The following is a 22,208-nucleotide window of genomic DNA, read 5'->3' as shown; positions in this document are numbered from 1 at the left end:
GAGCAGCTCGTTATCTCGCGGGGAAAATAACCCAGAGGTCTCTGTTTAAAATCCGGTCCCCGATACTTATGTCTAAGGCCCGTATCCAGAAAAGGATCCGGGCCTTCGTGGTGTGCGAACTCATGTACTGGGGGGAGGGACGGCCGCGCCGCAGTGGGTAGTTGGGTGGGTGTGTGTTTGACTTGTCTCCCTGTGGGCATGTCGACAAAACGCTGAAGTGACCTCACGGGCTGCGGTATACCGGGTGTACCCAGGTTGCAGGTGGTGCGACGATGGACGTTATGGGGGACAAGGCAACTCTGTTCGAGACAGGGCGATTTGTGCAGCCTTTCGGTACGGAGCCGGCCCGCGACGAGATGGTGGACCTGGGGGAGGCCGCCGAGGAGGAGACGCGCCTCGCGCTCGCCGCGCAGAGCGGCGACGCCGAGGCGGCCAGCGTGCTCGGGGCCATGCTGCTGCGCCGCGGCGACCTCGACGGAGCCGAACCGCACCTGCGCGCGGCCACCGCGGCCGGTGACCGGGCCGCCGCCAACAACCTGGGGGTCCTGCTGCACCAGCGCGGTTATCCCGAGGAGGCGGCCGGCTGGTGGCGGATCGCCGCCGTGGCCGGTTCCGCCGCCGCCGCGCACGCGCTGGGCCGCCACCACCGCGAGCGCGGGGACGAGCCGGCCGCCGAGTACTGGCTGCGCCAGTCCGCCGAGCAGGGCCACGTCCTGGGCGCCTACGCGCTCGCCGACCTGCTGGAGCACCGCGGGGACGTCGGCGCCGAGCACTGGATGCGGGCCGCCGCCGAGCGCGGGCACCGCGAGGCCGCCTACCGGCTGGCGCGCGCCCTGGACCGCACGGCCGGGCCGGGGGAGGAGGCCGCGACCGACAACGCTGTCGCGGAGGCCGAGCAGTGGTACCGGCAGGCCGCCGCGCGCGGCCACCGGCGGGCCGCGCTGCACCTGGGGGCGATCCTGGAGCGGCGCGGCGAGCTGAAGGAGGCCGGCCGCTGGTACCTGACCTCCGCCAAGGACGGCGAGCCGCGGGCCGCCTGCGCACTGGGCTTCCTGCTGCGCGACGCCGGGGACGCCGAGAGCGCGGCCGTGTGGTGGCTGCGCGCCGCCCAGGAGGGCGACGGCAACGCGGCCAACGCGCTGGGCGCCCTGCATGCCGAGCGCGGCGAGACCCAGACCGCCGAACGCTGGTACCGGGCCGCGCTGGACGCCGGCGACGACAACGGCGCCTACAACCTCGGGCTGCTCTGCGCCGAGCAGGGCCGGACCGCCCAGGCCGAGCAGTGGTACCGGCGGGCCGCCTACGCCGGGCACCGCGAGGCCGCGAACGCGCTGGCCATCCTGCTGCTCCAGGGCGGCGACACGACCGGGGCCGAGCCGTGGTTCTCCAAGGCCGCCGAGGCCGGCAGCGTGGACGCCGCCTTCAACCTCGGCATCCTCTACGCCGGGCGCGGCGAGGACGAGGCGGCGCTGCGCTGGTACGAGCGGGCGGCCGCCGCCGGACACGCCGAGGCGGCGCTGCAGGTCGGCATCGCCCGGCTGCGCGAGGGCGACGAGCAGGAGGCCGAGCGGCATCTGCGCTGCGCGGCGGGCAGCGGCAGCGCGGAGGGCGCATACCGGCTGGCCGCCCTGCTCGACGCGCGCCGGCCTCCGGAGCCCGCGCACGAGCTGGGCGAGACCGTGCAGGAGAAGACCGAGTGCGAGGAGTGGTACGAGCGTGCCGCCTCGCAGGGGCACCGGCGGGCGCAGGTCCGGGTCGGCATGCTCGCGGCGGCCCGGGGTGACGTGGTGGAGGCGGCGCGGTGGTACCGGGCGGCGGCCGAGGCCGGCTCGCGCAACGGCGCCTTCAACCTGGGGCTGCTGCTCGCCCGCGAGGGCAGCGAGCCGGAGGCGGCGGTGTGGTGGACCCGCGCCGCGGACGCCGGGCACGGGCGGGCGGCGTTGCGGCTGGCCCTTGTCTACGCGCGTCGCGGCGAGCTGGCCGAGGGGCAGCGGTGGGCCGACCGCGCGGTGGCGCTGGGGCCGCCGGAGGTGGCCGAGCGGGCCGGGCGGCTGCGGGACGCGCTGCGGGAAGAGCTCTCAGCGTGAGCCGCCGGGGAAGCGATTTGCATCCCGGCGCCGGAGTCACGTAGTGTCGTGTTCACCGACGCGGGGTGGAGCAGCTCGGTAGCTCGCTGGGCTCATAACCCAGAGGTCGCAGGTTCAAATCCTGTCCCCGCTACTGAAGGCCGAGGGCCGGAATCCAGAAATGGGTTCCGGCCCTCGGTTTTTGTGCGTGCACGGGAAGGGTCCGCGTCCACGCGAGGAGCCTGCGGGCGCGAGAAGAGCCTGCGGGCACGCGAAGAGCCTGCGGGCACGCGAAGAGCCCCGGCGATCGCCGGGGCTCCGGGGAAGCGGGGTGCTACGCGCTCGCGCAGTTCGGGCACAGCCCCCGGTACGTCACCTCGACGTCCGAGACCGTGAAGCCGAAGCGCTCGGTGTCGGGGAGGTCGGCGAGGGGGTTGCCGGTGGGGTGGACGTCGCGGATCGCGCCGCACCGGGCGCACACCAGGTGGTGGTGCGGGCGGTGCGCGTTCGGGTCGTACCGCTTGGCGCGCTTGTCCGTGGTGACTTCCAGCACCTCGCCGAGCGAGACCAGCTCGCCCAGGGTGTTGTAGACGGTCGCCCGGGAGATCTCGGGCAGCTTCGCGACGGCCCGTGCATGGACCTCGTCCGCCGTCAGGTGGACGTGCTCGCCGTTCAGGACCTCGGCCACCACGCGCCGCTGCGCGGTCATCCGCCATCCGCGTCCACGCAGCCGTTCCAGAAGGTCGCTCATGGCCACCAGCCTAACAGGAAGGGTCACCAGATCGGGAACAGGTGTGACTTTGGATAAACGTTTGACTTAGACAAAGTCCATTGTAGGATCGAGAACGGCTTTGGCCACAGGACAGGACTAGTCAGTGATGACGCAGGAGGCGCACGTGACGCAGGGACCGCTCACCACGGAGGCCGGGGCTCCGGTCGCCGACAACCAGAACAGCGAGACGGCGGGCGTCGGCGGGCCGGTCCTGGTCCAGGACCAGCTGCTGCTGGAGAAGCTGGCCCACTTCAACCGGGAGCGGATCCCGGAGCGCGTGGTGCACGCCCGTGGCGCCGGCGCGTACGGCACCTTCACCGTCACCGCCGACGTCACCCCGTACACGCGCGCGGCCTTCCTCTCCGAGGCCGGCAAGCAGACCGAGGTCTTCCTGCGCTTCTCGACCGTGGCCGGCAACCTCGGCGCGGCGGACGCCGTCCGCGACCCGCGCGGTTTCGCCGTGAAGTTCTACACCGAGGAGGGCAACTACGACCTCGTCGGCAACAACACCCCGGTCTTCTTCATCCGGGACGCGATCAAGTTCCCGGACTTCATCCACACCCAGAAGCGCGACCCGTACACCGGCTCCACGGAGGCCGACAACGTCTGGGACTTCTGGTCGCTGTCGCCGGAGTCGACCCACCAGGTGACCTGGCTGTTCGGCGACCGCGGCATCCCGGCGTCCTACCGGCACATGGACGGCTTCGGCTCGCACACCTACCAGTGGAACAACGCGGCCGGAGAGGTCTTCTGGGTCAAGTACCACTTCAAGACCGACCAGGGGATCAGGAACCTCACCGCCGAGGAGGCCGACGTCCTCGCGGGCAAGGACCCCGACTCCCACCAGCGCGACCTGCGCGAGGCGATCGAGCGCGGCGAGTTCCCGAGCTGGACCGTGGGCGTGCAGATCATGCCGGCGGCGGACGCGGCGACGTACCGCTTCAACCCGTTCGACCTGACCAAGGTGTGGCCGCACGCGGACTACCCGGTCATCGAGATCGGCAAGCTGGAGCTGAACCGCAACCCGCGGAACATCTTCGCCGAGGTCGAGCAGTCGATCTTCTCCCCGGCGCACTTCGTGCCCGGCATCGGCCCGTCCCCCGACAAGATGCTCCAGGGCCGGCTCTTCGCGTACGGCGACGCGCACCGCTACCGCGTCGGCATCAACGCCGACCACCTGCCGGTGAATCGCCCGCACGCCACCGAGGCGCGCACCAACTCCCGGGACGGCTTCCTCTACGACGGCCGGCACGGCGGTGCGAAGAACTACGAGCCGAACAGCTTCGGCGGGCCGCAGCAGACCGGCCGTCCGCTGTGGCAGCCGTTCGACGGCTTCGCCGGCGGCACCGGCAACCACCCGACGCCCGTGCACGCCGAGGACGACGACTTCGTGCAGGCGGGCAACCTCTACCGGCTGATGTCGCAGGAGGAGCAGGAGCGGCTCGTCGCCAACCTGGCGGGGGCGATCTCCCAGGTGTCCCGCGAGGACATCGTCGAGCGCGCGATCGGCAACTTCGCGAGCGCCGACGCCGACTTCGGCAAGCGGCTGGAGGCAGCGGTGCGGGCGCTGCGCGGCTGATGCGCGGCTGAGCCGGCCGCCCTCGCGGCCGGGCGGGCCGGACCCCACGGTGCTCTGGGGGCCGGCCCGCTCCGTGCGTTCATGGGACGGGGGCGGGCTCGCGGGCCGGGACCCAGCTGCGGATGATGTCGCGGACCGAGACGATCCCGGCGACGTCGCCGCGGTCGAGGACGACCAGGTGGCGGAAGCCGCCGTGCGCCATGGCGCGGGCCGCCTCCTCCAGGGTCCAGGTCGCGGCGGCGAAGACGACGTCGGTGGTGGTGTGGGCGTGGGTGCGTTCCGTGTCCGGGTTCTGGCCGCGGCCGACGGAGTTGAGGATGTCGCGTTCGGTGAGGATGCCGATGCCGCCGGCGTCCGGGTCGAGGACCACGGCCGCGCCGACGCGGCGGGCGGACATCAGGGCTGCTGCCTGGCGCAGGGTGTGGGCGGGGCCGAGGGTGAGGATCACCGAGCTCATGGCGTCACGGACGAGCATGGATGGGCCACCTCCTTGGAACCCGTGTTTGGTTCACGGATTCACAAATTCACAAGTGGGGGTGGGCTCAGAGTGCCAGGTAAAGGGAGGGTCAACAAGGGGGAGCGCGGCGCGAGTTGAGGGCGTGTGCGGGCTTCTCCCCTCACCGGCGCTGGTCGAGATACCTCAGCAACTCGTCGTGCAGCAGGCCGTTGGACGCCGCCGCGTTGCCGCTGTGCGGGCCCGGGCGGCCGTCGAGGCCGGTGAAGGTGCCGCCCGCCTCCGTCACGATGATCGCGTTCGCGGCCATGTCCCACAGGGACAGCTCGGGCTCCGCGCAGATGTCGACGGATCCCTCGGCGACCATCATGTACGGCCAGAAGTCGCCGTACGCGCGCGTGCGCCACACCTGGCGGGTGAGGTCCAGGAAGCCGTCCAGGCGGCCCTGCTCCTCCCAGCCGGACAGCGAGGAGTACGCGAAGGAGGCGTCCGCGAGCGTGCCGACGCGGGAGGCGTGGATACGGGTCGCGGAGGTCAGGTTGCGGCCGGTGAAGGCACCGTGGCCCTTCGCGGCCCACCAGCGGCGGCCGAGGGCGGGGGCGGAGACGAGGCCGACGACGGGCTCGTAGCCGCCCTCGCCCGCCTCCATCAGGGAGATCAGCGTCGCCCACACGGGCACGCCGCGGACGTAGTTCTTGGTGCCGTCGATCGGGTCGACCACCCAGCGGCGGGGGCCGGTGCCCTCGATGCCGTACTCCTCGCCGAGGACGGCGTCCCGGGGGCGGGCGCGCTGCAGCTGGCCGCGGATCAGTTCCTCCGCCGCCTTGTCCGCCTCGCTCACCGGGGTCATGTCCGGCTTCGTCTCCACCTTCAGGTCGAGAGCCTTGAAGCGGGCCGTGGTGGCGGCGTCGGCCGCGTCCGCGAGGACGTGGGCGAGGCGGAGGTCGTCCAGGTAGTCGGGCATGCAACGAACGGTATCTGCCGCGGCCGGTACGGGGCCACAGGGGCCTCGGTGACACGGCCGCGGCCGAACACACCCCCGTACTTCCCCGCGAACCCTTGACAGTGCATACAAGGGCGTCAAATCTGGGCGCAATGTGGCCGTGGTCCAGGGAGGCGCGGATGCCTGCTGCCCGGGAATCGCTGTTGGACGCCGCCTACACGGCGCTGACGCGCCGGCCGTGGTCGGCGGTGCGGATGGTCGACGTGGCCCTGTCGGCGGGCGTGTCCCGGCAGACCCTGTACAACGAGTTCGGCAGCAAGGACGGCCTGGCCCGGGCGCTGGTGCGGCGGGAGGCCGACGAGTACCTCGCCGGTGTCGAGCGGGCCCTGGCCGGCTCCGCCGAGGCGCGCGCCCGGCTGACCGCCACCGCCGAGTGGACGGCCGCCGCCGCCCGGGACAACGCGCTGGTCCGGGCGATACTCACCGGCTGCTGGACCGAGTGGCTGCCGAGCCCGCCGCTCACCGCCGTCCCCTCCACCTCGCCGGTGCCCGCGCAGCGCCGGGCGGACGGGCCGCTGCCGGCGCCCCGGGACTTCGTGCGGATCGTGCGGGACCGCGCGGCGACCGCGCTGGCCGGTCCCGGCGCCGCCCCGGCCGACACCGCGGAGCTGCTGCGCTCCTGCGAACTCGTCGTCCGCCTCGCCCTGTCCTGCGTGGCGGCACCGCCGGGCCAGGGCGGGATGGAGGAACTGGTGCGCGCGGTGCTGCCGCGGGACCTGGTGTGAGGCTGCCTCAGGCGCCGTCCTCGTAGGGGCCGCCCCGGAAGTACAGGGCCCCGTAGTGCCGGGGCCGGTCCCCGCGTTCGTGCGCGGCGTCGGAGCGGTCGGCGGGCGCGGAACGCCGGGCCAGGTCCCGCAGCCGGTCCAGGCCGGCGAGCGCCTCGGCGCGGTGGCCGGACTCCTTCATCCACCGGGGCAGCCGCGCGAACATCGCCATCGTCGGACGCGCGGCGCCCCGCTCGCGCAACGCGGCACCGGTGTAGGCGGCCAGCGCTTCGAGGTGCTCCTCGTTGCAGGCCCACGGCACCCGGCCGAGGCACCGGGTCTGGAGCCACAGGGGCCGCCGGAAGAAGGGGTCCTCGGTGCCACCCGGCTGGGCCGCGACCAGTCCCCGGCCGCGCAGGTCCGCCGTCCAGCGGCCGATGGCACCGCAGCCCGCGCAGGTCAGCCGGCGGGGCAGGAACAGCAGCTCGCTGAAGTAGCGCGGCGGGGGCAGATCCGGCCGGGGTGCGACCAGCGCGCGGCCGCCGCAGTCCGGGCACACCACCAGCACACGGCCGGTGTACTGGACCAGCCAGTGGCCCGGGTCGTGGTGCCGGGAGGGATCCGCACTCCCCGTACTCCCCGTAATCCCCGTGCTCCCCGGGGAAGGGTCCGTGCCCCCCATGTCCCCGCCCCCTAGTGCGCCGACCCCGACAGCTGGAGTCCGATCACCCCGACGATGACCAGGCTGATGGAGACGATCTTCAGGGTGGAGACCAGGTCGCCGAGGAAGACCATGCCGTAGATCGCGGTGCCCGCCGCGCCGATGCCGGTCCACACGGCGTAGGCGGGGCCGACGTCGAGTTTCTTCAGGGAGAGGGTGAGCAGACCGAAGCTGCCGAGTGCGAACGACGCGAAGGCGATCGTCGGCCACAGGCGCGTGAACCCGTGCGAGAGCTTCAGGCACACGGCGAAACCGGTCTCCAGAATCCCGGCCACTATGACCAGCAGCCACGCCATGTGCGGTCCTCCCGTTGGGTCCGGATCTCCGGCTCGGTGCGATTATGCACTTACCGAACCAGCCGCACCCCAAACAACGCCAGCCTCAGTCGCCTTCCTTGCGGTCCCGGGTGGCCAGCAGCCGGCGCAGCGAGTACAGCCGCGCCGGGTCCGCGTGGCCCTCCTCGACCCACGCGTCGAGCGCGCAGTCCGGCTCGTCGTGGCTGCACGCGCGCGGGCAGCCCTCGGTGCCCGCTTCGAGGTCCGGGAAGGCGTGGATCACCCGCGCCGGATCGATGTGCGCGAGACCGAAGGAGCGGACGCCCGGGGTGTCGACGACCCAGCCGTCCGCGCCGGCCAGCGGCAGCGCCAGGGCCGAGGTGGTGGTGTGCCGGCCGCGGCCCGTCACCGCGTTCACATGACCCGTCAGACGTCGGCGCTCCTGCGGCACCAGCGCGTTGACCAGCGTCGTCTTGCCGACGCCGGAGTGCCCCACGAACGCGGTGATCTTGCCGGCCAGGTGCTCGCGCACCCGGTCCGCCGCGCCGCCGCTCTCCAGCTCCTCCCGGCTGGTGACGACGTAGGGGATGTCCAGGTCGCCGTACAGCTCCAGCAGTTTGTCCGGCGGGGCCAGGTCCGACTTGGTCAGCACCAGCAGCGGCTCCAGGCCGCCGTCGTAGGCCGCGACCAGGCAGCGGTCGATCAGCCGGGGCCGCGGCTCCGGATCGGCCAGGGCCGTCACGATCGCCAGCTGGTCGGCGTTGGCGACGACCACCCGCTCGTAGGGATCGTCGTCGTCGGCGGTACGGCGCAGCACCGACGTCCGCTCCGTGATGCGGACGATCCGCGCGAGCGTGTCCTTCTTGCCGGACAGGTCACCGACCAGGGCCACCCGGTCGCCCACCACGGCCGCCTTGCGGCCCAGCTCACGGGCCTTCATCGCCATGACGGCCCGGTCCTCCACGAGGCAGGTCAGCCGCCCCCGGTCGACGGTGAGGACCATGCCCTCGGCCGCGTCCTCGTGCTTGGGCCGGATGTTCGTCCGCGGCCGGTTGCCCTTGCGGTTGGGACGGCTGCGGATGTCGTCCTCGTCGGTGTGCTTGCCGTAACGGCGCATGACTCAAGTCCCTACTGCCCGAGCATCCCGGTCCACAGCTCGGGGAAGTCCGGCAGGGTCTTCGCCGTCGTCGCCACGTTCTCGATCCGCACGCCCGGCACGGCCAGGCCGATCACCGCGCCGGCGGTCGCCATGCGGTGGTCCTCGTAGGTGTGGAAGACCCCGGCGTGCAGCGGGCGCGGGCGGATGTGCAGGCCGTCGGCCGTTTCCGTGACGTCACCGCCCAGCTCGTTGATCTCCTTGGTGAGCGCGGCCAGCCGGTCCGTCTCGTGCAGCCGCAGGTGGGCCACGCCCCGCAGGGTCGACGGCGAGTCGGCGAGCGCGGCCACCGCCGCGATCCCCGGGGTCAGCTCGCCCACGTCGCCCAGGTCCACGTCGATGCCGTGGATCGTCCCGGAACCGCTGAACTCCAGCCCGTACTCGGTCAGTTCGCAGGAACCGCCCATCTCGGTGAAGATCTCCCGCAGCCGGTCACCCGGCTGGGTGGTGCGGGCCGGCCAGTCCGGGATCAGCACCCTGCCGCCGGTGACCAGGGCCGCCGCCAGGAAGGGCTGCGCGTTGGACAGGTCCGGCTCGATCGTCAGGTCCCGGCCGAGCAGCGCGCCCGGCGTCACCCGCCACACGTTCGGCTCGCCGCCCGACTCCGGGGTGTCCACCTGGGCGCCGACCGCGCGCAGCATGTCCACCGTCATCCGGATGTGCGGCATCGAGGGCAGCGTGGCCCCGGTGTGCCGGACCTCCACCCCCTGGTTGAAGCGCGGGCCGGACAGCAGCAGCGCGGAGACGAACTGGGACGAGGAGGAGGCGTCGACCGACACCGGGCCGCCGTCCAGGGCCCCGCCGCCGTGCACGGTCAGCGGCAGCGCGCCCCGGCCGTCGTCGTCGATCCGGGCGCCGAGCACCCGCAGCGCGTCGATCACCCCGTTGAGCGGCCGCTCGTACGACCGCGGGTCCCCGTCGAACCGGATGGGACCGTCGGCCAGCGCGGCCACCGGCGGCAGGAACCGCATCACCGTGCCCGCGTTGCCGACGTCGACCGTGGCCGGGCCGCGCAGCCCCGTGGGCAGCACCCGCCAGGCCTCGCCGGTGCCGTCCGGGCCGACCCCCTCCTCGATCTCGACGCCCAGGGCCCTGAGGGCCCCGGCCATCAGCAGGGTGTCCCGGGACCGCAGCGGGCGGCGCAGCCAGCCGGGCTCGGAGGCCAGGGCGGCCAGGACCAGGGCGCGGTTGGTGACCGACTTGGACCCCGGCACGTGGACCGTCGCGTCGACGGCTCCGCTCGCGTGCGGGGCGGGCCAGAGGGCGGTGGAGGAGGTGTTCGGGGCCATGGGGCCACTTTATAAGGAGGGCCCGGTCTCAACCTTCCAGCAGCCAGCGACCTCCGCCGATCAGCGAGCACAGGGACACCGCGTGGAACAGGAACAGCCACAGGCCCGCCGGTACGTGCGTCAGCCGGGACAGCTGGTCCGCGTCCGAGTCCCCGGCTCCGCCCCGGGACCGCTTGGCCTGCAGCTCGAACGGCGGCCGTACCCCGCCGAACAGCAGGAACCACACCACCGCGTACGCGAACGCGGCCTGCACCTGCGGCCCCGCCAGCCAGGACACCAGCAGGAACGCCCCGCCCGCCAGGACCACGGTCAGCACGCCGTACGCGTTGCGGATCATCACCAGCATCGCCACCAGCAGGGCGGTGGCCGCCCACAGCAGCAGGGTGATGCGCCCGGTGGCCAGCAGCGCGGCCCCGCCGAGACCCAGCAGCGAGGGGGCGGTGTACCCGGCGGCGGCCGTCAGGATCATGCCGAGCCCGTACGGCTTGCCCCGGCTCAGGGTGAGCCCGCTGGTGTCGGAGTGCAGCCGGATGCCGGTGAGCTGCCGCCCGGTGAGCAGGGCGATCAGACCGTGGCCGCCTTCGTGCGCGATGGTGACCGCGTTGCGGGATATCCGCCACACCGGGTGCGGGAGGACCACGGCGAGCGCCGCGGCCAGGGTGGCCAGCACCACCCACAGGTCGGGATCGGGCTGGGTGCCGGTGAGCCGGTCCCAGAGGCCGGGCAGCGCGGTGGCGGCGAGGCGGTCCATATCTGCTGGTGGCTCCGTTTCGCTGGGCGGAATCTGGCAGTGTTGCACGTATGTGCGGACGGTATGCATCGAGTCGTAGGCCCGAGGATCTCGCAGGAGTCTTTGAGATCGAGAAGTGGGAGCCCGAGGAGAGCCTGGAGCCCGACTACAACGTGGCGCCGACCAAGGAGGTCTACGCCGTCCTGGACCGCCCCCTGAAAGACGCGGACTCCCCGCGTCCGGTTCGTCAGCTGCGCAGGCTGAAGTGGGGCCTGGTCCCGTCCTGGGCCAAGACCCCCGAGGGCGGCGCCCGGATGATCAACGCCCGCGCGGAGACCGTGCACGAGAAGCCCGCCTACCGGCGCGCCTTCGCCGCCCGCCGCTGCATCGTGCCGGCCGACGGCTACTACGAGTGGGTCACCGGCAGCCAGGAGCGCGAACTGGAGGTGGAGGGCAGGAAGAAGCGGCCGCGCAAGCAGCCGTACTTCGTGCTGCCCGCCGACGGCTCGGTGTTCGCGATGGCCGGGCTGTACGAGTTCTGGCGCGACCGGACCCTGCCCGACGACCACCCGCGGGCCTGGTGGGCCACCTGCTCGGTGATCACCACGGAGGCGGAGCAGACCCCGCTGGCCGTCGCCCCCGCCGAGGGCCCGCGCTCCCTCGCCGACATCCACCCCCGGATGCCGCTCATGCTCACCCCGGACCGCTGGGACGCCTGGCTCGACCCCTCCCGCACCGACCCCGACGCCCTGCGCGAGCTGCTCGCCCCGCCGCCGGCCGGCCTGATGCGCGCCTACCCGGTCTCCACCGCCGTCAGCAACGTCCGCAACAACGGCCCGGAGCTGCTGAAGGAACTGGAGGCACCGGAAGAGGGCACACTCTTCTGACGTGACTACACAGACGGTCGGTACGGACGCCGGGGACGCCCGGATCACCTGGCACAGGGCGCACGGGGCACGGCTGGTGCTGGCCCTCGGCCACGGCGCGGGCGGCGGCATCGAGGCCCGCGACCTGCAGGCCCTCGCCGCCGAGCTGCCCGCGCACGGCGTCACCGTCGCCCTCGTCGAGCAGCCCTGGCGGGTGGCCGGCAAGAAGGTCGCGCCCGCGCCGAAGACCCTGGACACCGGGTGGCGCGGGGTGTGGCCGGCGCTCACCGAGCCGGGCCTGCCGGTGGTCTCCGGTGGCCGCAGCGCGGGCGCCCGGGTCGCCTGCCGCACGGCGGCCGAGCTGGGCGCGCACGCCGTGCTCGCCCTGAGCTTCCCGCTGCACCCGCCGGGCAGGCCGGAGAGGTCCCGGGCCGAGGAACTGCTGGGCGCCGGGGTGCCCACGCTGGTCGTGCAGGGCGGGAACGACCCCTTCGGCAGGCCGGCGGAGTTCCCACGGGGCGACTTCGGACTGGTCGAGGTGCCGTACGGCGATCACGGCTTCGCGGTGCCCAAGCGCGCGCCGCTCACCCAGGAGCGGGCGCTGGAGATCGTCACCGGCGGGGTGCGGGAGTGGGTCGTGTCACTGCGGTGACGCGGGAATGCCGGGCGGCGGCGCGCTGTTGTGGCCGACAGAAAGTGCCTGAGGCCTCGGCACCGACGTCGTGGGAGAGGAAGTCCGCCGCATGGGTTCGACCATATGCCCGAGCCGTACGCGTAGCGCTGACCTGGACTGGACGGTGCTGCACGCGGCGAAGACCGCACCTATTCGAGGGGCGGCAGGCACGGGTCGTGTTCTATCCTCCGAAACGAGTGGGGCCGGTTTCGGTCCCGCCCGGGATCTTGAGGAGGTGGGTCCGGTCACTGGGACCGACGCAGGGACCGACAACGGCCAGGCGGAGCTGCCCGAGGGCCAGGGCGTCAGCGCGGACGCGTCCGACGAGACGACCGCGGAGCGCAGCGCGCGCTTCGAACGGGACGCGCTCGAATTCCTCGACCAGATGTACTCGGCCGCCCTGCGCATGACGCGCAACCCGGCCGACGCCGAGGACCTGGTGCAGGAGACGTACGCCAAGGCGTACGCGTCCTTCCACCAGTTCCGCGAGGGCACCAACCTCAAGGCGTGGCTGTACCGGATCCTCACCAACACCTTCATCAACTCCTACCGCAAGAAGCAGCGTGAGCCCCAGCGCTCCGCCGCGGAGGAGATCGAGGACTGGCAGCTGGCCCGCGCCGAGTCGCACATGTCGACGGGTCTGCGCTCCGCCGAGTCGCAGGCGCTCGACCACCTGCCCGACTCGGACGTGAAGGAAGCGCTGCAGGCGATCCCCGAGGAGTTCCGCATCGCCGTCTACCTCGCGGACGTAGAGGGCTTTGCGTACAAGGAGATCGCGGACATCATGGGGACACCCATCGGTACGGTGATGTCCCGGCTGCACCGGGGCCGTCGTCAACTGCGCGGGATGCTGGAGGACTACGCCCGTGAGCGGGGTCTGGTCCCGGCCGGCGCCGGAGAGTCGAACGAAGCGAAAGGCTCGGGCTCATGAGCTGCGGAGAGCCGCACGAGACGGACTGCAGTGAGGTCCTCGATCACCTGTACGAGTTCCTCGACAGTGAGATGCCGGCCGTCGACCGCGACAAGTTCCAGCACCACTTCGAGGAATGCTCGCCGTGCCTGGAGAAGTACGGCCTGGAGCAGGCCGTGAAGAAGCTGGTGAAGCGGTGCTGCGGCCATGACGACGTGCCCGCCGACCTGCGGGCCAAGGTCATGGGAAGGATCGACCTGATCCGCTCCGGGCAGGCCGTGCCGGAGCACGACGTGACCAAGGCCCCGGCGGCACCGCAGGAGTCCTGACCCGCCCGGTCCCGGCCGAAGAGGCACAGAAGGGGCACGGAAGGGGCGTATCACCCGAACGTGCTAATCCTCAGGTCATAAGCCCCGAACCCCCCGATCCCGTCCTACGCTCCGAGCCTGGACGGACACGGTCGGCGATCGGGGAGGGCGTGAATGGACGGTGCGGTACCGGCGAGGGCACGCGGCTATGTGGCCGCCGTCGCCCTCCTGGCCGTCCTCTGCCTGCTGCCCCTGCCGGCCGCGCCCACCCCGTGGTGGGCGCTGGGCCTGCTCGCCGCGCTCTGCGCGGCCTGCGAGCACGCCGTGCGCCGCCGCTTCGGCGGCACCTTCTACCCCGTCCTGCTCGCCGGCGCGTTCCTGCTGCCCCCGGCCGCCGCCGCGCTCGTCCCGGTGCCCGCGGGGCTGCTCTCCCCGGTCGAGCACCGACCCGCCCTGCCCCGCCGGGTGTGGCGGGCCGCGCAGCCCGCGCTCGCCGTGTGGGCCGCCGCCCGGGTGCACGGCTCGCTCGGCGGCCGGGACACCGTCGCCGGCTCCGACTTCCCGCACGCCCTGCTGCCCGCCGGCGCGGCCGTGCTCGCCTTCTGCCTGGTGCTCACCGCGCTCGACGGCGGACTGCGCGCGGCGGTCGGCCTGGTGCCGCCGCGCCGGGCCTGGCGCGGGCTGCTGACCCGCTCCCTCGCGCCCGTCGCGGTGCACGGACTCGCCGGACTGATGATGGCCGTGCTGTGGCGCAGCCCGTACGGCCCGGTCGCCGCGCTGCTCGTGCTGCTGCCGATGTGCGTCTCCTGGTGGGTGTTCGCCCAGTACCACCGCGAACGCGCGGCCCACCAGGCCACCATCCGCGCCCTCGTCCAGGCCGTCGACATCAAGGACGGCTACACCCGCGGCCACAGCGAGCGCGTCGGACACGCCTCCGTCCTGATCGCCCGAGAACTCGGCATGGACGACGAACGCGTCGAGGTGCTGCGCTTCGCCGGCATCCTGCACGACGTCGGCAAGCTGGGCGTCCCCACCCGGCTGCTGCGCAAGAACGGGCCGCTCACCCCGGAGGAACGGCGGATCATCGAGCTGCACCCCGAGTACGGCCACGAGATGGTCCGCGGCATCTCCTTCCTCGGCGAGGCCCGCGCGGCCATCCTCCACCACCACGAACGGCTCGACGGCAGCGGCTACCCGTACGGCCTGGCCGGCGACCGGATCCCCGAGTGCGCCCGGATCGTCGCCGTCGCGGACGCCTTCGACGCCATGACCTCCACCCGCTGCTACAGCCGGGCCCGCCCGGTCGAGGCCGCCGTCGCCGAACTGGAGCGCTGCGCCGGCAAGCACTTCGACCCCCGCATGGTCGGCGCGCTCGTCCGTGCCCTGGCCCGCTCCGGCTGGCACCCGGCGGTCACCGCCGACGAACCGGCCCACGACGGCCCGCCGGCCGAGCGGGCCGCCGGCACCGGGGTGCCCCGATGACCCCCCTGCGGCTCATCCACGGCGCCGCCGCCCTCGTCGCGGCCGCCTCCCTCGCCGTCACCCTGTGGACCGGCCTCGACGACCGGGGGGTCGCGCTCGCCTTCGGGGTGCTCATAACCGTCGGCGAGCTGACCCGGTGGAGCGACGCGCAGGCCCGGCGGCAGGCCGCGCCCCTCGGTGCCGCCGGTTCCCTGGCGTACGCCCTGCTGGGCGCCGACGCCGGGCGGCCCGGCCACCAGGACGCCGCACAGGTCGTCACCGTCGTCCTCGTCGCCACCGTGCTCGGCGCCGTCCCGCACATCTGGTCCGGCGCCAGCCCCACCGTCGACCACCTGGCCCGCCGCCTGCTCACCGTCGGCTTCGCCGCCGTCTGCTTCCAACCCCTCTACAGCCAGGGCGTCTTCGCCTCCTGGGGCGGACCCGCCTACGCCCTCCTGCTGCTGACCCTGCTCGCCCTCACCTCGCTGTGCGGTGCCGTCCTGGCCGCCGCGCTCGCCCACAGCCGCACCCGCTGGCCGTTCGGCCCGCTGCTGCGCGAGGAACTGCGCGGGCTGCTCGGCATCGGCTCCACCGTCTGCGCGACCGGCGCGGTCATGGCACTGGCGGTCGCCGTCGTCGGCCTGTGGGCGCTGCCCGTGTTCAGCCTGCCCATGCTGCTCGTCCAGCTGTCCCTGCGCCGGTACACGGCCGTCCGCGCCACCTACCGGCAGACCATCGCCTCCCTCGCCCGCGCCACCGAGATCGCCGGCTGCACCCCCGCCGGGCACGCCCACCGCGTCGCCGCGCTCAGCCAGGCCGTCGGCCGGGACCTCGGCCTGACCGGCCCCGAACTGACCGTCCTGGAGTACGCGGCCCTGATGCACGACATCGGCCAGCTCAGCCTGGTCGACCCGGTCCCCGGCGGCGCCACCGCGGACCTGCCCGCCGCGGAGCAGCGGCGCATCGCGCTGCTCGGCGGGGCCGTCGTCCGGCAGACCGGCGTGGACGCGGCCGTCGCCGTCGTGGTGGAGCGGCAGGCCGACCCCTGCCGGGAGCAGCCGCTCGCCGCCCGGATCGTCCGGGCCGTCAACGCCTACGACGAGATGACCCGGGACGCCGGTCCCGAGGGCCCCCTGCGCGCGCTGGAGGAGCTGCGCCTCGGCACCGCCGGGGACTACTCTCCCGAGGTGGTGGAGTCGCTCGCCCGGGTGCTGGCCCGGCCCCCGGGCAGCCGTGAGCGGGTGCCGGTGCGGAGAACGGGACTGTCTGACCCCGTGCCAGGCTGGGTAACCCATGGGTAATGAGCGCCTTTCCCGCCGCACGTGGTTGGATGCGAGGGAGAGGGTGTCCGGGGGCACAAGCCAGCCCACAGCGGGAAATGGAACTGGCAGGCGGGAATCGTGAGGATCTTCGGCAAGGGACGGCACCGGCCCTCCGCCTCCTGGCGGCAGGCCACCGACCGGGCGTTCACACTCATCGGCGACGGCCGGTACGAGGACGCGGGCGAGCTGCTGACACGCGCCGCCGACCTGGAACCCTGGCTGTCGGAGTCCTGGTTCAACCTGGCCCTGCTGCACAAGTTCCGGCACGACTGGGAGCAGGCCCGCGCGGCCGGACTGCGCGCGGTCGCCCTGCTCGACCGGGAGACCGGGGCGCCCGACTGGTGGAACGTCGGGATCGCCGCGACCGCCCTGCAGGACTGGCCGCTGGCCCGCCGCGCCTGGCAGGCGTACGGACTGAAGGTGCCCGGGGGCTCCGCTGCCGCCGCGGAGCCCGTCGGCATGGAGCTGGGCAGCGCGGCCGTACGGCTCTCCCCGGAGGGCGAGGCCGAGGTGGTCTGGGGCCGCCGGCTGGACCCGGCCCGGCTGGAGGTGCTCTCCATCCCGCTTCCCTCGTCCGGGCGGCGCTGGGGCGAGGTCGTGCTGCACGACGGCGTCCCGCACGGCGAGCGCACCACCTCCACCGGGCACTCCTACCCGGTCTTCGACGAGATCGAGCTGTGGGCGCCGTCGCCCGTGCCCACCTGGGTGGTGCTGCTGGAGGCGGCCACCGAGGCCGACCGGGACGCGCTGGAGCAGCTGGCCGCCGACGCGGGGTTCGCCGCGGAGGACTGGTCGTCCTCGGTGCGGTTGCTGTGCCGGATGTGCAGCGAGTCGCGGATGCCGTCGGACGAGGGCGAGGGCGTCCACCTCGACCCGCACGACCACAGCGAGCCGGGGCACCCCGGGCCGCTGGGACACCGGACGGACGGGCAGCTGTGGGTGCCGGAGCGGGAGTGCGGGGTGGCCGCGCCGGCTTCGCTGGTCCGGGGGCTGCTGGACGGGTGGGTCGCGGACAGCCCGGACTCGCGGGACTGGCGCGATCTGGAAGAGGTCTGCTGAGCAGGCGCCGTACCCTGTATCAGCAACATCTCCCCCGGTTCTTTGAGGAAGGCGTACGTCGGTCATGGCGCAGCAGGACACCGATCAGCAGCACGCGGGCGTGCTCCCCGTCGACGACGAGGGCTATGTCGTCGACACGGAGGACTGCGAGGAGCGCGAGCAGGCCTGGCGCGAGCGCGGCACCTCGCGGCCGATCACGGTCGTCGGCAACCCGGTGCTGCACAAGGAGTGCAAGGACGTCACCGACTTCGGCGAGGAGCTGCACCAGCTGGTCGCCGACATGTTCGCCAGCCAGCGCACCGCCGAGGGCGTGGGCCTGGCCGCCAACCAGATCGGTGTCGACCTGAAGGTCTTCGTCTACGACTGCCAGGACGACGAGGGCGTCCGGCACGTCGGCGTGGTGTGCAACCCCAAGCTGGTCGACCTGCCCGCCGAGCGGCGCCGGCTCGACGACAGCAACGAGGGCTGCCTGTCCGTCCCCACGGCCTACGCGTCGCTCCCGCGCCCGGACTACGCCGAGGTGACCGGGCAGGACGAGCAGGGCAACCCGATCAGGGTCCGCGGCACCGGCTACTTCGCGCGCTGTTTGCAGCACGAGACCGACCACCTCTACGGCTACCTGTACATCGACCGGCTGTCGAAGCGGGACCGCAAGGACGCCCTGCGGCAGATGGCCGAGAACGAGCCACGCTACCCCGTCGTCGCCAACGACTGACCGGCACCGCGCACTCGGGGCGCCCGGCCGGGATCATCCTGGCCGGGCGCCTTCGTGCTGCCGCGGTTCGCTCGAACGTGCGTCGTACAAGCGATCCCTTACGGGCCCCTAGTGATCCTTAATCAGTCACGCAGGGGGGATTCTCGGCACCGTGGGGTAGTGAGTGAAGCAAATCCGTTCCCACAGCGGTCAGTTGTGGTGCTGAATGGAAGTGCGGGGATACGCAACGGCGCACGCCCGGCACAACAGGAGGGGTGTGCGCTTCCTGGCGGCTGAGAGGGGTTTGTTCTGTGCAAGCTTTCCCACACAGCACCACAGCGACGCCGACGGCGGTCGTAGTCCCACCCTCGCTGGCGCTCCCGGTGATCGAGTCCGCCTTTCCCCGGCAACTGCATCCGTATTGGCCAAGACTCCAGGAGAAGACACGCGCCTGGCTCCTGGAAAAACGGCTCATGCCGTCGGCCAAGGTGCAGGAATATGCCGACGGACTGTGCTACACCGACCTCATGGCGGGCTACTACACCGACGCCTCCGACGAGGTCCTGCAGGCCATAGCCGACTACAGCGCCTGGTTCTTCGTCTGGGACGACCGCCACGACCGCGACATCGTGCACGGCCGGGCGGGCGACTGGCGGCGGCTGCGGTACCGGCTGCACGCGGCTCTCGACGCACCCAGGCACCACCTGCACCACCCCGACCCGCTGGTGGCGGGCTTCGCGGACAGCGTGCTGCGGCTGTACGGCTTCCTGTCGCGCAGCTGGAACCAGCGGTTCGCCCGGCATTTCCACGCGGTGATCGAGGCCTACGACCGGGAATTCCGCAACCGCACCCGGGGACACATACCCGGCGTCGAGGAGTACCTCGCCCTGCGCCGCCTCACCTTCGCGCACTGGATATGGACGGACCTGCTCGAACCCAGTGCCGGATGTGAACTGCCGGACACCGTACGGAGAAATCCGGCGTACCGCAGGGCGGCACTCCTCAGTCAGGAATTCGCCGCCTGGTACAACGACCTCTGCTCGCTGCCGAAAGAAATAGCGGGCGACGAGGTGCACAATCTCGGAATCAGCCTCATCACTCATGCGGGGCTGACCCTCGAAGAAGCGGTGGACGAGGTCAGGCGGCGGGTCGAGGAATGCATCAGCGAATTCCTCGTCGCCGAACGGAAAGCCCTGGCATTCGCCCGCGACCTCGACGACGGAACGGTCCGCGGCAAGGAACTGAGCGCCGCCGTCCGGTCCTGTGTCGGCGCCATGCGCAACTGGTTCAGCTCCGTCTACTGGTTCCACCACGAGTCCGGCCGCTACATGGTCGACAGCTGGGACGACCGCTCCACGCCCCCGTACGTCACGAACGAAACGGCAGGTGAGAAATGACCGTCGAGTCGGTGAGTCCCCGGACCCCCGCCACCCCGGAGCGGCCCGAACTGCGCGAACCACCGCTGGCCGGAGGGGCCGTACCGGTCCTCGGCCACGGCCTGAAACTGGTCCGCGACCCGCTCGCCTTCATGTCCGGGCTGCGCGACCACGGAGACGTCGTACGCCTGAAGCTCGGCCCGAAGACGGTGTACGCCGTCACCACGCCGGACCTCACCGGAGCCCTGGCCCTCAGCCCCGACTTCAAGATCGACGGCCCGCTGTGGGAGTCCCTGGAGGGCCTGCTCGGCAAGGAGGGCGTGGCCACCGCGAACGGCCCCCGGCACCGCCGGCAGCGGCGCACCATCCAGCCCGCGTTCCGGCTCGACGCCCTGCCCCACTACGGCCCGGTGATGGAGGAGGAGGCGCACGCGCTGACCGAGCGCTGGCGGCCCGGCGAGACCGTCGACTGCACCTCCGAGTCCTTCCGGGTCGCCGTCCGCATCGCCGCCCGCTGCCTGCTGCGCGGCGAGTACATGGACGAGCGCGCGGAACGGCTCAGCCTCGACCTCGCCACCGTCTTCCGCGGTATGTACCGCAGGATGGTGATCCCGCTCGGACCGCTCTACCGGCTGCCGTTCCCGGCCAACCGCGAATTCAACCGGGCGCTGGCCGATTTGCATCTGCTGGTCGACGAGATCGTCGCCGAGCGGAGGGCATCTGGTCAAAAGCCGGACGATTTGCTGACGGCATTGCTGGAGGCGAAGGACGACAATGGCGACCCCATCGGGGAACAGGAGATCCACGATCAGGTCGTCGCGATACTCACCCCCGGCAGCGAAACAGTGGCGTCCACGATCATGTGGCTGTTGCAGGTCCTCGCGGAACACCCGGAACACGCCGAGAAGGTACGGACCGAGGTCGAATCCGTGACCGGTGGCCGACCCGTCGGATTCGAGCACGTCCGCTCACTCACGCACACCAACAATGTCGTCGTCGAGGCCATGCGGCTCAGGCCCGCCGTATGGATATTGACGCGACGCGCGGTGACCGACACCGCACTCGGCGGCTATCGCATACCGGCCGGGGCGGACATCGTCTACAGCCCGTACGCCATCCAGCGCGACGGCCGCTCCTACGCCCGTCATCTCGACTTCGACCCCGACCGCTGGCTGCCCGAGCGGGCCAAGGACGTGCCGAAGTACGCCATGAGCCCGTTCAGCGTGGGCAACCGCAAGTGCCCCAGCGACCACTTCTCCATGACCCAGCTCAGCCTGATCACCGCGGCGGTCTCGGCGAAGTACCGCTTCGAGCAGGCCGGCGGGTCCGACGACACCACCCGCGTGGGCATCACGCTCCGCCCGCAGAACCTGCTCCTGCGGGCGATCCCCTGGTAGGCCCGGTGCCGGCGCGCGCTCAGGCGGCCTGCGGGCCCCGGAACGCGCGTCGGTAGGCGTTCGGGGTCGTGCCCAGCGCCCGGAGGAACTGGTGGCGCAGCGCCGCGGCCGTACCGAACCCGGTGCGCCAGGCGATGGCGTCCATCGTCTCGTCCGTTCCCTCCAGCAACTCCTGTGCCAGCAGCACCCGTTGGCGCAGGATCCAGCGGTAGGGGGTGGTTCCCGTCTCCTGCTGGAAGCGCCGCGCGAAGGTGCGCGGCGCCATGTGGGCGCGGGCGGCGAGCTGCTCGACCGTGACCTCCTGGTCGAGGTGGGCCTCCATCCAGGCCAGCACCTCCCCGACCGTGTCGCAGGGTGCCTTCGGCAGCGGCCGTTCGATGAACTGCGCCTGCCCGCCGTCCCGGTGCGGCGGCACCACCATCCGGCGGGCGATCTTGTTGGCCACCTCCGGGCCCTGCTCCTTGCGCACGAGGTGCAGGCAGGCGTCGATCCCGGCGGCGGTGCCGGCGGAGGTGATCACGGGATCCTCGTCCACGTACAGCACGTCGGGTTCGACCGTGAGCCGGGGGAAGCGCCGGGAGAGCTGCTCGGCATGGTGCCAGTGCACCGCGCACCGGCGCCCGTCCAGCAGGCCGGCCGCGGCCAGCACGAACACCCCGGAGCAGACGCTCAGCACCCGCGAGCCGCGGTCCACGGCCCGCCGCAGCGCCGCCAGCAGCTCCGGCGGATACTCGCGCTCCGCATAGGTCTCACCGGCCGGTACGGCGATCAGGTCGGCCTCCTCCAGCCGCTCCAGGCCGTAGGGCGTGGACACGGTGAACCCGCAGTGCGTGCCCAGCTCGGGCCCCTCCGCCGAGACCACGGCGAAGTCGTACACGGGCAGCCCGTCGTCGCTGCGGTCGATGCCGAACACCTCGCACACGACACCCAGCTCGAAGGGGTGCACCCCGTCCAGCAGCACGGCGGCCACGTTCTTCAGCATGCTGCCAGTGTGCCTCGCCGGTGGCAGTAATTCGAGGGTCTACGGCAGTCCTGCCACTGCCGGTAAGGAGCATCCGGCGCGACAGTGGTGTCCATGAACGGAAACCAGATCGAAGGCCTGATCGGAATGCTCGCCACCCTCGGGATCCTGGTCCTCCTGGTCCTGCCCTCCGCGCTCGGAGTCCTGCGCGACAGGCGCATCGACCGGCAGCTCAGGCAGGCCCGGCAGCCGGGGGCGCACACCGCGCCGGCGCCGGAGGCCCGGCCCCGCAGGAGGCGCCACGGTGCGGCCCGCCCCGCCTGACAGCCCTGGTGCTCCCGGCACAGCGGACGGGGCCCCCCCCGAGCGCCCCGGGCGGTGAGAAACGCCGGGGGGGCGCGGGCTGACGGGGGCCGCGGGCGCGGAGGAAGT

Annotated in this window: 23 protein-coding genes and 1 tRNA gene; 15 read left to right on the top strand and 9 right to left on the bottom strand. The window is 72.5% G+C overall.

The window, feature by feature from the left end; translation table 11 throughout:
- Nucleotides 1-272: 272 nt before the first annotated feature.
- Nucleotides 273-2,087, top strand: a complete 1,815-nt coding sequence (locus ABZ923_RS36420; RefSeq protein ID WP_361481013.1) for a tetratricopeptide repeat protein — start codon at nucleotides 273-275, stop codon at nucleotides 2,085-2,087.
- 59 nt (nucleotides 2,088-2,146) lie between these two features.
- A tRNA-Met gene (locus tag ABZ923_RS36415) sits at nucleotides 2,147-2,220 on the top strand.
- A 180-nt stretch (nucleotides 2,221-2,400) separates the two neighbouring features.
- On the opposite strand, the gene ABZ923_RS36410 is transcribed toward ABZ923_RS36415, so the two are convergent.
- On the bottom strand, nucleotides 2,401-2,817 hold the full coding sequence (locus ABZ923_RS36410) for a Fur family transcriptional regulator (protein ID WP_361481010.1): 417 nt from the start codon (nucleotides 2,815-2,817) through the stop codon (nucleotides 2,401-2,403).
- Nucleotides 2,818-2,962: 145 nt separating this feature from the next.
- On the opposite strand from ABZ923_RS36410, the gene ABZ923_RS36405 reads away from it, so the two are divergent.
- Nucleotides 2,963-4,417: a catalase gene (locus ABZ923_RS36405; protein ID WP_361481007.1), complete on the top strand. Its 1,455-nt coding sequence runs from the start codon at nucleotides 2,963-2,965 to the stop codon at nucleotides 4,415-4,417.
- A gap of 79 nt (nucleotides 4,418-4,496) precedes the next feature.
- Here ABZ923_RS36405 and ABZ923_RS36400 read toward each other — a convergent pair whose 3' ends face one another.
- Both ABZ923_RS36400 and hisN read right to left on the bottom strand, forming a co-directional pair.
- The gene (locus tag ABZ923_RS36400) at nucleotides 4,497-4,892 is read right to left on the bottom strand and encodes a CBS domain-containing protein (protein ID WP_361481004.1); all 396 of its coding nucleotides are present in this window, start codon (nucleotides 4,890-4,892) and stop codon (nucleotides 4,497-4,499) included.
- A 142-nt stretch (nucleotides 4,893-5,034) separates the two neighbouring features.
- Nucleotides 5,035-5,835, bottom strand: coding sequence for a histidinol-phosphatase (gene hisN, locus ABZ923_RS36395; RefSeq protein ID WP_361481001.1), 801 nt, complete (start codon nucleotides 5,833-5,835; stop codon nucleotides 5,035-5,037).
- A 158-nt stretch (nucleotides 5,836-5,993) separates the two neighbouring features.
- On the opposite strand from hisN, the gene ABZ923_RS36390 reads away from it, so the two are divergent.
- On the top strand, nucleotides 5,994-6,599 hold the full coding sequence (locus tag ABZ923_RS36390; RefSeq protein ID WP_361480999.1) for a TetR/AcrR family transcriptional regulator: 606 nt from the start codon (nucleotides 5,994-5,996) through the stop codon (nucleotides 6,597-6,599).
- Nucleotides 6,600-6,606: 7 nt separating this feature from the next.
- Here the strand turns inward: ABZ923_RS36390 and ABZ923_RS36385 are convergent, their stop codons facing one another.
- From ABZ923_RS36385 to ABZ923_RS36365, 5 genes are all read right to left on the bottom strand, one after another.
- Nucleotides 6,607-7,146 carry a hypothetical protein gene (locus ABZ923_RS36385; protein WP_361480996.1) on the bottom strand — a complete coding sequence of 180 codons (540 nt, stop codon included), beginning with the start codon at nucleotides 7,144-7,146 and terminating at the stop codon, nucleotides 6,607-6,609.
- Between the two features lie 125 nt (nucleotides 7,147-7,271).
- On the bottom strand, nucleotides 7,272-7,595 hold the full coding sequence (locus tag ABZ923_RS36380) for a multidrug efflux SMR transporter (RefSeq protein WP_030787784.1): 324 nt from the start codon (nucleotides 7,593-7,595) through the stop codon (nucleotides 7,272-7,274).
- Nucleotides 7,596-7,680: 85 nt separating this feature from the next.
- A complete protein-coding gene (rsgA, locus tag ABZ923_RS36375; protein ID WP_361480993.1) occupies nucleotides 7,681-8,691 on the bottom strand; it encodes a ribosome small subunit-dependent GTPase A in 1,011 nt (336 codons plus the stop codon).
- Between the two features lie 11 nt (nucleotides 8,692-8,702).
- Nucleotides 8,703-10,019 carry a 3-phosphoshikimate 1-carboxyvinyltransferase gene (gene aroA / locus ABZ923_RS36370; protein ID WP_361480990.1) on the bottom strand — a complete coding sequence of 439 codons (1,317 nt, stop codon included), beginning with the start codon at nucleotides 10,017-10,019 and terminating at the stop codon, nucleotides 8,703-8,705.
- Between the two features lie 28 nt (nucleotides 10,020-10,047).
- A complete protein-coding gene (locus ABZ923_RS36365; protein ID WP_361480988.1) occupies nucleotides 10,048-10,770 on the bottom strand; it encodes a M50 family metallopeptidase in 723 nt (240 codons plus the stop codon).
- Nucleotides 10,771-10,820: 50 nt separating this feature from the next.
- Here ABZ923_RS36365 and ABZ923_RS36360 point away from each other — a divergent pair, with 50 nt between their 5' ends.
- The 10 genes from ABZ923_RS36360 (at nucleotide 10,821) to ABZ923_RS36315 (ending at nucleotide 20,815) form a co-directional block, all read left to right on the top strand.
- On the top strand, nucleotides 10,821-11,636 hold the full coding sequence (locus ABZ923_RS36360) for an SOS response-associated peptidase (protein ID WP_361480986.1): 816 nt from the start codon (nucleotides 10,821-10,823) through the stop codon (nucleotides 11,634-11,636).
- 1 nt (nucleotide 11,637) lies between these two features.
- A complete protein-coding gene (locus ABZ923_RS36355; protein ID WP_361480983.1) occupies nucleotides 11,638-12,267 on the top strand; it encodes an alpha/beta family hydrolase in 630 nt (209 codons plus the stop codon).
- 256 nt (nucleotides 12,268-12,523) lie between these two features.
- Entirely contained in the window at nucleotides 12,524-13,219 is a 696-nt protein-coding gene (sigR, locus tag ABZ923_RS36350) for an RNA polymerase sigma factor SigR (RefSeq protein ID WP_358644046.1), read from the top strand.
- Nucleotides 13,216-13,527, top strand: a complete 312-nt coding sequence (gene rsrA, locus ABZ923_RS36345) for a mycothiol system anti-sigma-R factor (RefSeq protein WP_361480980.1) — start codon at nucleotides 13,216-13,218, stop codon at nucleotides 13,525-13,527. Before sigR ends, rsrA begins: the two co-directional genes overlap by 4 nt.
- A 153-nt stretch (nucleotides 13,528-13,680) precedes the next feature.
- Nucleotides 13,681-14,988 (top strand): HD-GYP domain-containing protein, encoded by a 1,308-nt coding sequence (locus ABZ923_RS36340; protein ID WP_361480977.1) that lies wholly within the window; start codon nucleotides 13,681-13,683, stop codon nucleotides 14,986-14,988.
- Nucleotides 14,985-16,268: a metal-dependent phosphohydrolase gene (locus tag ABZ923_RS36335; protein ID WP_361480974.1), complete on the top strand. Its 1,284-nt coding sequence runs from the start codon at nucleotides 14,985-14,987 to the stop codon at nucleotides 16,266-16,268. Before ABZ923_RS36340 ends, ABZ923_RS36335 begins: the two co-directional genes overlap by 4 nt.
- 99 nt (nucleotides 16,269-16,367) lie before the next feature.
- A complete protein-coding gene (locus ABZ923_RS36330; RefSeq protein ID WP_189302209.1) occupies nucleotides 16,368-17,348 on the top strand; it encodes a hypothetical protein in 981 nt (326 codons plus the stop codon).
- A 64-nt stretch (nucleotides 17,349-17,412) separates the two neighbouring features.
- Complete coding sequence (gene def / locus ABZ923_RS36325; protein WP_361480971.1) at nucleotides 17,413-18,063, top strand: peptide deformylase; 651 nt, start codon at nucleotides 17,413-17,415, stop codon at nucleotides 18,061-18,063.
- 290 nt (nucleotides 18,064-18,353) lie between these two features.
- Nucleotides 18,354-19,439, top strand: a complete 1,086-nt coding sequence (gene cyc1, locus ABZ923_RS36320) for an epi-isozizaene synthase (RefSeq protein ID WP_361480968.1) — start codon at nucleotides 18,354-18,356, stop codon at nucleotides 19,437-19,439.
- Nucleotides 19,436-20,815 (top strand): cytochrome P450, encoded by a 1,380-nt coding sequence (locus tag ABZ923_RS36315; RefSeq protein ID WP_361480965.1) that lies wholly within the window; start codon nucleotides 19,436-19,438, stop codon nucleotides 20,813-20,815. Before cyc1 ends, ABZ923_RS36315 begins: the two co-directional genes overlap by 4 nt.
- A 19-nt stretch (nucleotides 20,816-20,834) precedes the next feature.
- On the opposite strand, the gene ABZ923_RS36310 is transcribed toward ABZ923_RS36315, so the two are convergent.
- Nucleotides 20,835-21,797: a helix-turn-helix domain-containing protein gene (locus tag ABZ923_RS36310; protein WP_361480962.1), complete on the bottom strand. Its 963-nt coding sequence runs from the start codon at nucleotides 21,795-21,797 to the stop codon at nucleotides 20,835-20,837.
- Nucleotides 21,798-21,890: 93 nt separating this feature from the next.
- Here ABZ923_RS36310 and ABZ923_RS36305 point away from each other — a divergent pair, with 93 nt between their 5' ends.
- Nucleotides 21,891-22,100: a hypothetical protein gene (locus ABZ923_RS36305; protein ID WP_361480960.1), complete on the top strand. Its 210-nt coding sequence runs from the start codon at nucleotides 21,891-21,893 to the stop codon at nucleotides 22,098-22,100.
- Nucleotides 22,101-22,208: the final 108 nt, after the last annotated feature.

The organism is Streptomyces sp. NPDC046881 (assembly GCF_040645015.1).
GTDB lineage: Bacteria > Actinomycetota > Actinomycetes > Streptomycetales > Streptomycetaceae > Streptomyces.
This window is presented reverse-complemented; position numbering and strand designations above follow the sequence as displayed.